Origin of the sequence: Maribacter corallii, from assembly GCF_047345415.1 — a bacterium.
In the GTDB taxonomy this organism is placed as follows: Bacteria; Bacteroidota; Bacteroidia; order Flavobacteriales; family Flavobacteriaceae; genus Maribacter_C.
The window spans coordinates 1,150,042-1,163,575 of record NZ_JBLFEP010000001.1 but is presented as its reverse complement, the minus strand read 5'-3'; the positions used below and the strand labels follow the sequence as shown (position 1 = coordinate 1,163,575).

The 13,534-nt window shown below is 45.2% G+C and carries 12 protein-coding genes; 5 read left to right on the top strand and 7 right to left on the bottom strand.

Going from position 1 to position 13,534, the window contains the following annotated elements; genetic code table 11:
- Positions 1 to 11: 11 nt before the first annotated feature.
- Complete coding sequence (locus tag ACKWCA_RS05200; protein WP_413977080.1) at positions 12 to 1,157, bottom strand: SGNH/GDSL hydrolase family protein; 1,146 nt, start codon at positions 1,155 to 1,157, stop codon at positions 12 to 14.
- A gap of 86 nt (positions 1,158 to 1,243) precedes the next feature.
- Between ACKWCA_RS05200 and ACKWCA_RS05195 the strand changes: the two genes are divergently transcribed.
- On the top strand, positions 1,244 to 2,350 hold the full coding sequence (locus tag ACKWCA_RS05195; RefSeq protein ID WP_413977079.1) for an acyltransferase family protein: 1,107 nt from the start codon (positions 1,244 to 1,246) through the stop codon (positions 2,348 to 2,350).
- A gap of 215 nt (positions 2,351 to 2,565) precedes the next feature.
- Here the strand turns inward: ACKWCA_RS05195 and ACKWCA_RS05190 are convergent, their stop codons facing one another.
- Positions 2,566 to 4,665, bottom strand: a complete 2,100-nt coding sequence (locus ACKWCA_RS05190) for a glycoside hydrolase family 20 zincin-like fold domain-containing protein (protein WP_413977078.1) — start codon at positions 4,663 to 4,665, stop codon at positions 2,566 to 2,568.
- 99 nt (positions 4,666 to 4,764) lie between these two features.
- Here ACKWCA_RS05190 and ACKWCA_RS05185 point away from each other — a divergent pair, with 99 nt between their 5' ends.
- Complete coding sequence (locus ACKWCA_RS05185; RefSeq protein WP_413977077.1) at positions 4,765 to 5,646, top strand: 3-keto-disaccharide hydrolase; 882 nt, start codon at positions 4,765 to 4,767, stop codon at positions 5,644 to 5,646.
- Between the two features lie 6 nt (positions 5,647 to 5,652).
- Here ACKWCA_RS05185 and gloA2 read toward each other — a convergent pair whose 3' ends face one another.
- From gloA2 to ACKWCA_RS05170, 3 genes are read right to left on the bottom strand one after another with little or no spacing between them, the layout of a single operon-like run.
- Positions 5,653 to 6,039: an SMU1112c/YaeR family gloxylase I-like metalloprotein gene (gloA2, locus tag ACKWCA_RS05180; RefSeq protein WP_413977076.1), complete on the bottom strand. Its 387-nt coding sequence runs from the start codon at positions 6,037 to 6,039 to the stop codon at positions 5,653 to 5,655.
- A gap of 1 nt (position 6,040) precedes the next feature.
- Positions 6,041 to 6,823, bottom strand: coding sequence for an SDR family NAD(P)-dependent oxidoreductase (locus ACKWCA_RS05175; protein ID WP_413977075.1), 783 nt, complete (start codon positions 6,821 to 6,823; stop codon positions 6,041 to 6,043).
- Positions 6,820 to 7,704, bottom strand: coding sequence for an SMP-30/gluconolactonase/LRE family protein (locus tag ACKWCA_RS05170; RefSeq protein ID WP_413977074.1), 885 nt, complete (start codon positions 7,702 to 7,704; stop codon positions 6,820 to 6,822). The genes ACKWCA_RS05175 and ACKWCA_RS05170 overlap by 4 nt, the downstream gene beginning before the upstream one ends.
- 47 nt (positions 7,705 to 7,751) lie before the next feature.
- Here ACKWCA_RS05170 and ACKWCA_RS05165 point away from each other — a divergent pair, with 47 nt between their 5' ends.
- A complete protein-coding gene (locus tag ACKWCA_RS05165) occupies positions 7,752 to 8,288 on the top strand; it encodes a DinB family protein (protein WP_413977073.1) in 537 nt (178 codons plus the stop codon).
- A gap of 2 nt (positions 8,289 to 8,290) precedes the next feature.
- On the opposite strand, the gene ACKWCA_RS05160 is transcribed toward ACKWCA_RS05165, so the two are convergent.
- A complete protein-coding gene (locus ACKWCA_RS05160) occupies positions 8,291 to 9,919 on the bottom strand; it encodes a S41 family peptidase (RefSeq protein ID WP_413977072.1) in 1,629 nt (542 codons plus the stop codon).
- Positions 9,912 to 10,415, bottom strand: coding sequence for a ribonuclease P protein component (gene rnpA / locus ACKWCA_RS05155; protein WP_413977071.1), 504 nt, complete (start codon positions 10,413 to 10,415; stop codon positions 9,912 to 9,914). The genes ACKWCA_RS05160 and rnpA overlap by 8 nt, the downstream gene beginning before the upstream one ends.
- A 5-nt stretch (positions 10,416 to 10,420) precedes the next feature.
- On the opposite strand from rnpA, the gene ACKWCA_RS05150 reads away from it, so the two are divergent.
- Together ACKWCA_RS05150 and ACKWCA_RS05145 are read left to right on the top strand one after the other, a co-directional pair.
- The gene (locus ACKWCA_RS05150; RefSeq protein WP_413977070.1) at positions 10,421 to 12,271 is read left to right on the top strand and encodes a CBS domain-containing protein; all 1,851 of its coding nucleotides are present in this window, start codon (positions 10,421 to 10,423) and stop codon (positions 12,269 to 12,271) included.
- A 3-nt stretch (positions 12,272 to 12,274) separates the two neighbouring features.
- Positions 12,275 to 13,474: a succinylglutamate desuccinylase/aspartoacylase family protein gene (locus ACKWCA_RS05145; RefSeq protein ID WP_413977069.1), complete on the top strand. Its 1,200-nt coding sequence runs from the start codon at positions 12,275 to 12,277 to the stop codon at positions 13,472 to 13,474.
- Positions 13,475 to 13,534 lie beyond the last annotated feature (60 nt).

The following is a 13,534-nucleotide window of genomic DNA, read 5'->3' as shown; positions in this document are numbered from 1 at the left end:
TTTGGGATGGTTTAGTGGGTTACTATTTCGGTTAGTTTCTTTTCGTAGGCTTTTGCGTACTGTTCCATTCCCAAATCAGTGGGGTGGGTTCCGTCTACAAAAGCATCATTTGAAAGGTTGATTTCCTTTTTGGTTAGCATAAAAAGGTGGGCCTCACCCGTTGACCGTAACTCATCAAAAACTTCGGTCGTCCAGCGATTGAGGGTTTCGTAAATGGCTTTTCGGGCCGAATCGACTTCCCCGTCACTATATCCAGCGTGATGTGTCAATAAAATATCGGCTTTTGGCTTTTGGTCACGAATGTGTTTGATACTGGCGTACAGGCGTTTTTTGATTTCCGCTTCGTTACGCGTTTCGTTCGGACCTAGATTAGGAAGGCAATCAAGTACATAAACCGCAGCATCTACCTGTGTAATGAATTCCATGACTTCGGGTTCTAGGCGGCCATTTCCTGAAAACCCCAAATTGGTAATGGGATAGTTCAATTTTCGGCCTAGCACATTCGTCCATGCCATTCCGGGCCTTGAAGCGCAGGCGCCCTGGGCGATGGAAGTGCCGTACACCAAGACCGGTTTTTCCGTTCGTACGGGAAGAAACGTGATTTCCCTTCCTTTAGGGATACCGAATCTCAAGTTTTTACAGTTGTTGTATAAGGGAAGGTACAATTGATAGCGCCGCCCTTCCGGCCCGCTTTTTTCGGTTTTGAAATGAAATACCACTTTATCGCCAAAGGTGTTCTTCCCTCGGTACCACAACCATCGCCCATCGTCATCTTTTCCATATAGGTCGACCCCACTTACACCTGTGGCCGGCATGTGGTTCATGGCATAATTTCCATCGACCTCATAGGTAATCTCTAGGCTGTCGGCATCGGTCACAAAACGAATGGATAGTCCCGCAGCATGCTTTGATAATGACCAAACAGCGTCCCTAACGGCATGCTCCGCCTTGTCAGGCAAACGGTTAAACCCAATATCGGGCCAACCTTGGCCTTCGATCTGGTTGAGCTGTTCGAGAGGATCAAACCATACATAGTCTCCGGTTTCTTGGGCGGAAACGGATAGGAACGAGAGACCATATAAGAGCCATAAGCCAATGAAACGCATCGAGAGGACCATATTTTTAGTATCGGCAACGAAAGGTAAAGAATAATTCATTCCGATAGGCATGATTTTATCAGGATAAGCCCGGTTGCCAGATTATTGCTTAAATTGATGAAGAATAGCCAATCTAAACGTTTACCATGTCACAATTAGCAGCAAATGTCTCGAAACGATTGTTTTCTCTAGACGTATTTCGAGGACTGACCATGTTTTTATTGATTGCCGAAGCCGCTGGGTTTCATGAGAACTTCGGTACCCTGACGGAAGGCACCGTTGTTTCCGGACTCGCCCATCAATTACACCACCACCCATGGAACGGTCTGCGTTTTTGGGATTTGATACAACCTTTTTTCATGTTTATCGTTGGGGTGGCGATGCCGTTTTCACTGCGTAAACGATTGGCCTCAGGGAGTCGCAGCGCTGTAACCAAACATATTTTAAGACGTTGCTTTTTGCTTTTTTGTTTTGGGGTGCTTTTGCACTGTGTGTATAATCATGCCCTAGTCTGGGAATTGTGGAACGTTCTGGTACAGTTGGCGTTTACCATCTTGATCGCTTACGCAATCATGAATCTGCCCCATAAATTTCAAATAGGTATTTCCATGGGCCTGTTATTGCTTACCGAGCTACTGTATCGGTTGTATAACCCAGAAGCGCCCTATGCGCAAGGTCACGAGAGTTTCGGATCTTGGGGCGATATGCTTACCATGGGAAAAGTCAATAGCGGGTATTGGGTATTCGTTAATTTTATACCGACCGCTGCCCACACCATTTGGGGCGTTATCTGTGGACAGCTATTGCTAACCCATAAATCACCCCAAGAAAAACTGAAACCCTTTCTACTTTGGGGAAGCGTTATTCTGGTCGTGGGCTTTGCCATGGATTGGCTACAGATCACCCCGATCATCAAAAGAATAGCCACATCTTCATTTACCTTGGCTTCAGGAGGCTTCGCCATACTGACTTTGGCATTGTTCTATTGGGCAATCGATATCAAAAACAAGCAGGCAAAATGGTTGCGGATTTTCTCCGTAGTAGGCACTAACTCCATCTTTATCTATCTTTTTGCCGAAACCGTAGGGGTGCAGTGGTTTCGTGATTTTGGACGAATATGGACCGAAGGCCTGTTAGCGCCTTTGGGCCTTTCTGAACAGCTGATCTTGGTTATCAATTCACTGTTTGTGCTCTTCATTTTTTGGTACATCACTTACTTTTTGGACAAGCATAAGGTCTATTTCAAGGTGTAAGAGCCAAGGACGACCGATTAAGGGTGTTCCGACCAGACAGTCGGTTTTTTGAACCAAAATGGAAGTCTTAGCTGGGAATAGTACAGACATATGGGTTCTAAATCTGGATAAAAGACCTATTCTGGGGGTGTTATCGACAAAAGGAGCAGTTGACAAACCGCTGGGTCGGTCAAGGCACCCTAAATTTCCCCTTCTTTTTTATGATGAAAAGGGATTTACTTTGACAGTTGATCCGCGTTCTCGATATAAATGGCATTTTCAAGGTGCTTCGATAGTTTTTCAAAGAATAGTGACTCCGCTCGAAACTGCCAGTCGAAATTCACGGATTGATTCGCCATATGATGATGATGGTCTTGATCAAGAATATAGTTTTCGGGCTTATGAAGAATGCGCACCTTACTATAGACCGACTCTAAATTCTCACGGATAGTCGCAAACTCGTTTTGCAACGCTTGAAGCCGCTGAATGGCTTCCCGTCGTTTGGTTGGATTATCCGCCTGATCTAATTCTTGCAAAGCCAGTAGCGTTTTTGGCGAAAAACCAACAACCTTGTTCACTTGATCATAGATATCCAGGGTATAGACATTTCGGACCGCCATGGTTTTCATTTCGTTGATTTTCCTTGCAATGCTATCGGTGCTTTTCAATAGTCGTTCCGCCTCCACCAATCGTTGCTGATACTTTTCGGTCCATTCGCCGCTAACGTTTATGTCGGGCAAATCGATAACGCCGTCCTCCAGCGGGTGGTCCATGGTGGCCAGAAAATTACGTTTGTCGCCTTTGAGCAAGGCATTTTTCCAAAAGGTTACAGGGCGCTCTAAATCATCGATAAAAGCATAGGCAGTATCGGCCAGTGCATGTGAGAACTCCCGTTGTCGATAGGCGGCCTTGATTTTTTCCTTGTTTCGCTTGTGGCCTGACCACGTATATTCCGAAAAGGCGACAATCCCGCGCTTGTACAGTTCAAAATGAGGCGAATCATCGTCCCACAAAGTCAATAGCAGACCGCCAGTACCACTTTCAATAGCATTCACCGCAAAGGTTTTAATGGCCTCCATATTGCTTTCCTCTTGTGGCATGAGTGTCCAGCGGGTCTGTCCGGCAGTGGCCCCCATGACCTCAAGGCCATGACTTCTGAACCATTCCATGGCCTTGGTATTGCCAATGGCCTCTGGAGCGCTATAGTTCCAGCGCATATAAATACAGTTTTTTGGAAATTGATCTAGAAAGGCGGTAAGCTTATGTTCATTCAATTGCCAAATACTATCCACTTCTTTTTGGCTTAGTTCCGGTTGAAACATCGGTCGGTAGACATCCGCTTGCTTCAAGGGCATATCGTCCCAAAAAATGGGAATACGATGATGCTTCTCGGCAAACTCGCTGACCTGACCCAACCATAGCAATTGTAGTTCCAAGGCTGATTTTCCGCTATTCCTTCCTGTGGTATGTACCTCATCGCCTCCCACATGCAGGTATTTTCCATTTGGGGTGGCCTCCATCGCGTCGCGGTAGAGGTCAAACTGCACCTCATAGGTCTTCGGGTCAAGCGGATTAAACGCCCAATCGCTCTCTGGGGTATCCCGTAAGGCATGGTACTCTGGGTGTTTTAGTATATAGGAGGCATGGCCTAGACCTTGGATCAAAGGACTAAAGTCGATAAACCGGGTCTCGGCGTAGGTACTGATATCTTTCCATTCTTGTATCGATAGCGCATCAGCGGAAGCTACTTTAGGTTGTCGTTGATATCCGAGTTTATCCTCCATTTCGGCTATAATACCATTCACTTTATAGCGTGCCAGTTTATCGATAAGCTTGTAGTAATATTCGGTTTTTTCCAAATGATGTTTCACATCCAAATGAATGGCCCTGTAGGCCAGTTCGGGAAAATCCGTAATCTTGATGAGCGGCAGGTTGGCGTTTTGTTCGCAGGCGTCTTCCATCAATTGACTCAAACTCATCAAGCCGTAGAACAAGCCCTTTTTGTCTTTTCCTGTAATCGAGATCTTATCGCCGGTAATGGCAAGGGTATAGCCTTCAGGTTTTAAGACCATAGTGGTGTCCACATCGAGCACGATATCGGCTTCGGAGCGGTCATCGGTTTCACGGAGGGATTTTAGCTGGTCATCGAAAACGGGAAGCCATTGATCGGCGGCATTAAAATAATGGTTCACGTTAGCGCAATTGAAATCGCTCGTTCCAACGATTTCAAACTCCTGTGGAAGGGGGAGTAAAGCGAATTCGCCTGTTTTCTTTGGAGGGCTTTGACACGAAAATAAGAGACCGGCCAAAATAGGTAAGAAGTAGCGTTTTTTCATCTTTTAGGGTATTGGTTCAACTTTTCGGGAAACAGGAAATCGCTGTAAAGTAGAAAACAAATGGTATCTTACGAACATAGGTTACTACAACAGAAAGATATGAATCTATTTACCAAGACAAAGGGAATTTTCAAAAATTCAATCGTTTTCGTTTGGGTGCTGTTGTGCACTTTCTGGGCTCAAGGGCAAGATGACGACTGGCAGGTGCTTTTTAATGGAGATGACCTGCGCGGTTGGACGACCAAAATACATCACTACGACGTGGGGGATAATTATGGGGATACCTTTAGGGTAGAGGATAGTATTATCAAGGTCCGCTATGATCAGTATGAAGGTGATTTCAATGACCGCTATGCCCATTTGTACTACGACGAGCCTTTTTCCCATTTTCACTTATCTATGGAATATCGATTTTTAGGAGAGGTACATCCAAGTGCCCCCGTATTTGTAGAGAAAAATAGCGGAGTAATGTATCATTCCGAAGACCCTAGAAAAATGCTGAAAGAACAGAATTGGCCCATATCGGTGGAGATGCAGTTCTTGGCCGGTGTTGAGGAGGGGAAGTCCCGCCCGACCGGCAATATGTGCTCTCCAGGCACCGACGTCGTGTATCAAGGAAAAATAGACCCCAGGCATTGCATTAGTTCTTCGTCAAAAACCTATTTTGGCGACCAATGGGTAAAGGCCGAACTGATTGTGAGAGGCGATTCAGTAGTGACCCATATCATCAATGGAGAAACAGTTCTTGAATATACGAAACCCCAACTGGGCCGAACAGGGGTGGTCAAAGGCGCCCGCCCGGAGATGGATAAAAAAGGGGAATTGCTCAAAGAAGGTTTTATAGCCCTCCAGAGTGAAGGACAGCCGATTGATTTCAGACGGATCAAAATCAAAAACCTGAAAGGTTGTATGGATCCGAAAGCCAAGAATTACAAAAAATACTTCATTGCATCGGATCCGGATTCCTGCGTATATGAATAGTGATTTTCAATGTTCATAAATCTCCAAGGGTAACTGATCGGGATCTTGAAAAAAGGTAAATCGCTTATGGGTGATTTCATCCGTTCGAAGGGGTTCGGTGGTGACGCCTTTCTTTTTCAAATACGAAACCGCCTTCTCAATATCATCCACTTCGAAGGCCAAATGCCGTAAACCGCTTGCTTCAGGTCGTGAAGGCCTTTTGGGCGGATTTACAAATGAAAACAATTCGATACTGTAGCTCCCATTAAGGGCCAAATCCAATTTATACGATTGGCGCTCCGCTCTGTAGGTCTCCTTGATTGGCACAAAACCCAGAATATCCGTATAAAACCGTTTTGATGTTTCATAATCCGAGCAGATAATGGCGATATGATGTATTTTAGTAAAGTGCATTTTAGTGTATGTCTTCAGGGTATTTCCCACCGACGGTCCACCCACCATCCACCGGGATGGTTTGTCCATTGATGTGCGAAGCTTCTTCCGATAACAAGAACAATACGGTTTTGGCGATATCTTCAGGTGTCCCGACCCGATTATTGGGGTTGAGTTGTCCCCATATACCCTCATAATCAGGTTGTTCTTTTGCCGTGCGTTCGGTTAGTGTGGCGCCGGGAGCTACTGCATTTGCCGTGATTTGGTGTTTTCCGAGCACATAAGCCAAGTTTTTGGACATCATTCGAAGTGCTGCCTTCGTCATCCCATAGGCGGTCAAATGTTGATAGGCTTGAATACCGACCTGTGAAGACATGAATACCATGCTCCCACGATCTCCTTGCTTGATAATCTCCTTGGCCGCGCGTTGTGCTAAGAAAAATGCCCCTTTGAGGTTGAGGTCGATGACCTTTTGAAACGAATCGGGTGTAAAGTCCAAAAAACTTCCGAACAGGGTGATGCCCGCATTAGGTACGATAAAATTCACCTTTCCGAATTTTTCGATGGTGAAATCCACCAAGGCGTTGATGGTGTCTATGACGCTCGCATCACCAGGAAAGGATAAACAGGCAGTAGCGTTGCCTCCATTGATTTTTTCTGCCGCCCGTTGGGCCTTTTCAGCATCTAGATCATTCAATACTACTTGAGCTCCCGCTTTGACCAAAAGTTGCGCGACGGAGAAGCCGATCCCTTCACCTGCACCGGTTACTATGGCAACCTTATCTTGTATTCCTGAATAGTTCATGACTCGGGGTTAAAATAATGTATAGGAGTTCCCTTGACGTCCAACTCCGTGCTAAAAAGTCCGCCACTCTTGGGAAACGCTTTGTGTTGTTCGGGTGTCAATCCGCTTCTGGCCGTGGTGATGTACAGGGTATTGAGATGTTTACCACCAAAACAGCACGAGGTCACATGGGGCGCCGGCACTTCTATGGTCGCCAAGACCGCCCCGGTCTTCGGATTCCACCGTCTTACACAATTTCCACCCCAATGCGCTACCCAAAGCATATCTTCTTCATCGATGCACATACCATCAGGACTTCCATAGGTTTCCGGGACCTTTACAATGGTTTTTCCATTGGTGATGGTCCCATTTTTCAGATTGAAATCAAATGCTTGAATCGAATAAGAAGCACTATCGATATAATAGAATATTTTGTAATCAGAGGTCCAGGCCAGTCCATTTGAAATGGAAGTATCCGAGACTTGTAACGAAGTTTGAAGAGCAGGGGTCACTCTAAACAAGTTACCTGCTTTTGGCGCACAGTTTTTATCCATGGTACCGATCCAAAAGGCCCCATCAGGCCCTATTTTTCCATCATTAAAGCGAATGTGGTCATCGGAATTCTCCAAAATCCGCAACCGGCTCACCTCCGCCGTTTTCATATCAAATAAGGCCAGTCCTTTTTCCATAGCCAAGAGCAGCTTTCCATCTTCGGCAGGAACGGCAGCCCCGATCATTTCATCGAAATGCCAAGTTTCGTATTTTTCCGTAGACGGATCGTATTGATGCAATCCATACCCTTCGATATCGACCCAAAATAAGCGTTGCGCGCGGTGATCCCAGACCGGGCCTTCACCCAGTATAGACTTGGTATCATGCAATAAATTAGCTTTTCTCACCATAAATGCAGACATTCAAGCAGCCAGAAACAGTATTTAAAGATAAGATTATGAAAGCCATTTTGACACTTTTGATGGTATTTTGTGTGATGCAAATGGGCATTTCGCAACAGGACACCCTGCCAAAGACCGCATTTACGAAGATGTACCTTCCCGTTTGGGAAGAAGCGGCTTCCCATTGCCTAGAAGTGGCCGAGGCTATGCCGGCTGAGTTGTATTCCTATCGACCCACTGAAGTGAGTAAGACCTTTGGCGAACAGATGGTTCATATTGCTGCCTCAACGAAGTTGTTGACACAACGGTATGTATTGGGTATGGAGGTGAAACCCAATACTCCGGACGCCTCGAAAATGGATAAGAACGAAATTATGGCATTGTTAAAAGGCAATTTGGATTACACCAAAGGAATCGTGCAGACCATTCATCAAGAAAAACTTGATGAGATGTGTACCATGTATCACAGTGGGAATGTGGTCAGCCGTGCCTTTGCCCTTTTTTATGTACAAGATCATTTGGCGAACCATCGCGCGAAATCGAACTTATATTTGCGGATGAACGGTATTGAACCACCTGAGTATACCTGGTGAACCTACTGTAAGATACCGGTATATTTAGAAGTGTTTCCTAGAAGCTCCGTAGCCGCCAAAATCGCATCGTCATTGGTGAGGTAATAGTTATAGAGCCCTTCACGATAAAAGTAGCGTTTGACGATTTCATCTTCCAACTTGCTCTGAATCTCTTTTTGATGGGTTTCCAAGGCGGTGGCTTTGCTGTCTTCAATATCTGCCAATAGGTTCTTGAAATCGGTTTCTATGGCTTCGTTGAAAATAACTTCTTCGCGATTGGTCATGACCTCCTTCAGTACTTTTTCTGTTTTGGTCTCGAAAGAAAAGTCACTATCGGAAACAAAGGTTTTGAACTGTTGAAAATTTGCGGGTGTAAATTTGAATGCCTTGACATCCGCGACGGTGTTGTTGTAATAATAATCCGTGGCGAAGTCAAATATGACATTGTTATTCATTAGGGCTGCAGTTAACGGATTTGCCTTTACGGCAGCAATTTCAATATCCGGTAAAACCCCGCCCCCGTCCTGAACAGGTCGCCCGTTTCGGGTCTTGAAATCATTGAAGGTCGTATTGCGTACGGCCTTGTTGTTTGCATCACGGTTCCAGTAGTCCAAAGATTGAATACACCTTCCCGAGGGGGTGAAGTATCTTGAGATGGTCACCTTTAACTGTGTTCCATAGGTCAATTTCATAGGTCGTTGAACCAGGCCTTTGCCAAAACTTCGGGCGCCCATCACTACGGCACGATCTAAGTCTTGTAAACTTCCTGAAACGATTTCGCTCGCTGAGGCACTGCTTCCGTTGACTAGTACAACCAGCGGAATCTCAGTATCGACCGCCTTATTTTTGGTCTTGTATTCGCGATTGAATTTTTTGACTTTTGATTTGGTGGTTACGATCAATTCTCCTTTGGGCACAAAGAGATTAGTGACATTGATGGCCTCGGAGAGTAAGCCTCCAGGGTTTCCCCTTAGATCCAAGATTAGCTGTTCAGCGCCTTTTCCCTTGAGATCCAATAGCGCTTCTTTGGTTTGTCCCGATGCTTTTTCGTTGAACTTTGCCAAAACGATATAACCTGTTTTGTCATCGACCATGTTGTAAAAAGGCACGGCATCGACTTCTACGGCTCCACGTGTTATGGTGGCGGTTTTGGTTTCACCCTGTCTTTTAAAAGTAACAGCGACCGAGGTGTTATTGGCCCCTTTCAGTAATTCACTTGCATTGTCATCGAAATCGGAAACCTTGATATCCCCGATTTGAATGATTTCATCGCCGGCCCTTAAACCGGCCTTGTCCGCCGGATAGTCTTTATACGGTTCGATAATCAAAAGCTTATCCTTAAACGAGCGAACGGTGGCGCCGATGCCCGAATATTCTCCGGCATTATTGATTCGGTACTCTTCAACATCCTGTTCGTTCAAGAATTTCGTGTAGGGGTCGAGGTCATCAAGCATATTCTTGATGGCGGTATCCATCAATTCGGCAGGGTTGGTCTCGTCTACATAGTTCATGTTCAATTCTTTGAACAAGGTGGTGAAGATTTCAATCTGCTTGGCAATCTCGAAGAAATCACTCTTAAAACTGCTCCCCATGGCCAAAAACAGTACTGCAATCACGGGAATCAATATTCGCTTTTTCAAAGTGCTACTCATTGCTGGTTTTTTTTATGAATTTTTTCAATACGGATTTCATTGCTGCCTCCACTTGGTGAAATTCAGGCAATTCCTTCCCAAGATATAAAAACAGGAACGCAAAACTTCCCTCACTATTGTTAAAAACCACGCCTTTGTTCAAACGATATCCTTCGCGCATCAAACGTTTGATACGATTGCGTTTGACGGCACTTTTGAAGTTTTTTTTGGGTACGGTAACCCCAGCCTGAACCGGCACATCATACGGAAGCTCTACTTTTAGATAGATTAACTTGATGGGATAGGTGTTAATGGACTTTCCCTCGGCAAAAAGCTTCTCGATCAGTTTCTTGCTCTTTAGTTTCTCTTGTCTTGGAAAGGCATAGCGCATCATCTCGTAAAAGTACGTCAAAAGCCAGAGTATCACTTCATGACATTTGTCATAGTTCCCAATACATGAAGCCGTTACCTTAGAGTTCGGGCCATGAACGCCTCGGCCGGGGGCTCGGTAAATCATTCATTATGGGAGAACTAAAAGTAGAAAAGCTTACTGACGGTGCTTCGAAGGTTTCGTATGTTCAACAGCTTTTGACCGACCTTGATGCTCTTGAATCGATGTTGGAAGAAGGGCTGTTCGAGAAGGATACCATACGTATCGGCGCCGAACAGGAATTTTGTTTGGTCGATTCTAAGTGGGAGCCTTCCAACCGGGCTATGGAAGTGTTAAGAGCGATTGACGATGACCATTTTACAACAGAGATCGCGCGCTACAATTTAGAAGCCAATATTGACCCTTACGTACTTTCAGGCGATTGTTTTTCAAAGCTGCACGATCAACTGGATCAGCTGTTGGCAAAGGCCCGGAGCGAAGCTGCGAAACAAGGGTTAAAAATTATTCTGACCGGTATATTGCCAACTATCGACTCAAGGCACCTGAAAACGGAATACATGACACCGATGAAGCGCTACGAGGTGCTCAACCAGATTATCTGTGATTTACGTGGCGATGATCTCGAACTACACATCAAAGGGGTAGATGAAATCAAACTACGTCACGACTCTATCCTGTATGAGGGTTGCAATACAAGCTTCCAGGGGCATTTGCAATTAGAACCTGAAAATTTCGCTAGTGATTATAACTGGGCACAGGCCATTGCCGGTCCTATATTATCCATTTGTGCCAACTCTCCCATTTTGATGGGCAGGGAACTATGGCAAGAATCGCGTATTGCACTCTTTAGGCAAAGTGTCGATACAAGGGCGAGCACCTATCTGCCCCGAGAACGCGATGCCCGTGTAGGTTTTGGGAATGACTGGGTCAGGGGGACTTTAGTCGATTTTTATAAAGACAGTGTGGTGAATTTCAGAAGTTGGATTACCGGAGATTCCCAGATGAACAGTTTCGAGCAACTGCAGAAAGGAAAAGTACCGAAGCTCAAGGCCTTGCAACTCCACAATGGAACGGTATACAAATGGAACCGACTCTGCTATGGTATTTCCGACAACAAGCCCCATGTGCGTATTGAGAACCGTTACCTACCGGCAGGGCCCACTACGGCCGACGAAATTGCCAATTTTATGTTTTGGGTAGGCCTTATGAAAGGGCGCACCAAGCATTATGATAACATTCATGAAAAAATGCATTTCAAAGATGCCAAAAGTAATTTTTACAATGCGGCGAGATACGGTACGGCAGCGCAGTTTTACTGGAACGGAGCATTAGTACCCTGTAAGGAGTTGTTGCTCAATGAGCTACTCCCCATGGCCTATCGTGGTCTGTATCGCATGAATGTCAAACCTGAGGATGTGGAAAAGTACCTGGGGATCATTGAAAATCGAATCAAAGGAAGAAATGGGGCACGATGGATGGTGGAGAGTCTTAGAAATCTCAGCGCAAGCCGCAGCACGTCCGATGCGCTGCGAATCGTAACGGCGAGTATGTACGAACACGAGCGAAAAGGATACACTATTGACGCATGGCAATTGGCGAGAGGCTATGAATATGTGCCAGAACCCTCTACAAGGGTAGTGCGGTATTATATGAACACAAAACTGGTGACGGCCCAAGAAAATGACAGCGCAGCCTTGGTATTGAAAATGATGGAATGGAAGAACATTCACCATGTGCCTATTGTAAATACGGATTTCGACTTGGTCGGTCTATTGACCTGGACCGATGTGGAGCGTCACCGCGCTCACTTGGAGGGACTTCATACACCCTTGAAGGATATCATGAGAACCGAAGTGATAACGACTAGTCAAGACACCACCCTAGAGGCCGCTAAAATGAAGATGCAAACCCAGCAAATCAATTGCCTACCTGTAGTTGAGGGGAATAAACTGGTGGGAATCATTACTTCAAAAGATGTGTAACAAATGCTCAGATCACTGGAAGAACCCATTTCGATTTCACAGACTAAAAGATATATCGGAAGCCTAGAAGGCCAGGAAAAAGGCCCGACTTTAATCTTCTTCGGAGGTATCCATGGCAATGAACCGGCCGGAGTAAAAGCTCTGGAACAGGTTTTTTCGCAGTTGCAGCATTCCAAAGCAGCCATCAAGGGGTCGATTTTTGGAATCCGTGGAAATGTTCCTGCCCTGCTTCGAAAGAAGCGATTTATCGACCAAGACCTTAATAGGTTGTGGTCTTCCGTTAGTATCGCCGCTATTGAAAAGAAAGACCGGTCGGATCTGAACGCTGAAGAAATCGAACTGCTGGAAATCAAACAGACCCTGACCGTACTTTTGAAAGTGAAATCACCTCCTTTTTACTTTATCGATTTCCATACGACTTCGAGCAGAACATTACCATTTATTACCATCAACGATGCACTCATCAACCGCAAGTTTTCACAGTGTTTTCCGGTTCCGATAATTTTGGGCATCGAGGAATATTTAGAGGGGCCGTTATTGAGTCGCATGAATCAGTTGGGTTATGTTTCCTTAGGATTTGAATCTGGGCAGCACAATGAACATGATGCCGTACAGAATACTATCGCCTTCTTTTGGTTGGCATTGGTGTTTGCGGGAGTATTGGATAAAATAACGGTACCCGATTTTGAGTTTTACTACAACGAACTCCAAAAATCGGCTGCGGGAAATAATAGCTTTTACGAAGTGGTACATCGACACGAGTTGAAAAATACGGATGATTTTAGAATGCTCAATGGGTTTAAAAGTTTTCAAAAGATCAGTGAAGGAACCTTTTTGGCCATTCAGAACAAAGAAAAGATCCATGCTGAGGAGGCCACTATTCTGTTCATGCCACTCTACCAAAAACAAGGCGCGGAAGGGTTTTTTCTGATTCGAAAAACCCCAAAATGGGCATTGCGATTATCCGAATGGCTCCGTAAATCGAAATCAGACGTCCTACTGACGTTCCTGCCGGGAATTTCTTGGCAAAATGACAAAAGGGAAAGTCTAATGGTCAATCTTTCCATCGCCCGCTTCTTTACCAAATCCTTTTTTCATCTCTTAGGGTATCGAAACCGACAAGTGGATGAAAATCATTTAGTGATGCACAACCGCGAACGGGCAGCAAAAAACAAAATATACCGAAATGAACCTTGGTATTGACGCGATAATCGAGATGTATATCAGACTTTTTCGACGGACAGATTTGCTCCCAGGCGGTTT

Bases quoted from the DNA above. Each gene is read 5' to 3' on its own strand.
- ACKWCA_RS05200 (WP_413977080.1), bottom strand. From the start codon at position 1,157: ATGAATTATTCTTTACCTTTCGTTGCCGATACTAAAAATATGGTCCTC.
- ACKWCA_RS05195 (WP_413977079.1), top strand. From the start codon at position 1,244: ATGTCACAATTAGCAGCAAATGTCTCGAAACGATTGTTTTCTCTAGAC.
- ACKWCA_RS05190 (WP_413977078.1), bottom strand. From the start codon at position 4,665: ATGAAAAAACGCTACTTCTTACCTATTTTGGCCGGTCTCTTATTTTCG.
- ACKWCA_RS05185 (WP_413977077.1), top strand. From the start codon at position 4,765: ATGAATCTATTTACCAAGACAAAGGGAATTTTCAAAAATTCAATCGTT.
- gloA2 (WP_413977076.1), bottom strand. From the start codon at position 6,039: ATGCACTTTACTAAAATACATCATATCGCCATTATCTGCTCGGATTAT.
- ACKWCA_RS05175 (WP_413977075.1), bottom strand. From the start codon at position 6,823: ATGAACTATTCAGGAATACAAGATAAGGTTGCCATAGTAACCGGTGCA.
- ACKWCA_RS05170 (WP_413977074.1), bottom strand. From the start codon at position 7,704: ATGGTGAGAAAAGCTAATTTATTGCATGATACCAAGTCTATACTGGGT.
- ACKWCA_RS05165 (WP_413977073.1), top strand. From the start codon at position 7,752: ATGAAAGCCATTTTGACACTTTTGATGGTATTTTGTGTGATGCAAATG.
- ACKWCA_RS05160 (WP_413977072.1), bottom strand. From the start codon at position 9,919: ATGAGTAGCACTTTGAAAAAGCGAATATTGATTCCCGTGATTGCAGTA.
- rnpA (WP_413977071.1), bottom strand. From the start codon at position 10,415: ATGATTTACCGAGCCCCCGGCCGAGGCGTTCATGGCCCGAACTCTAAG.
- ACKWCA_RS05150 (WP_413977070.1), top strand. From the start codon at position 10,421: ATGGGAGAACTAAAAGTAGAAAAGCTTACTGACGGTGCTTCGAAGGTT.
- ACKWCA_RS05145 (WP_413977069.1), top strand. From the start codon at position 12,275: ATGCTCAGATCACTGGAAGAACCCATTTCGATTTCACAGACTAAAAGA.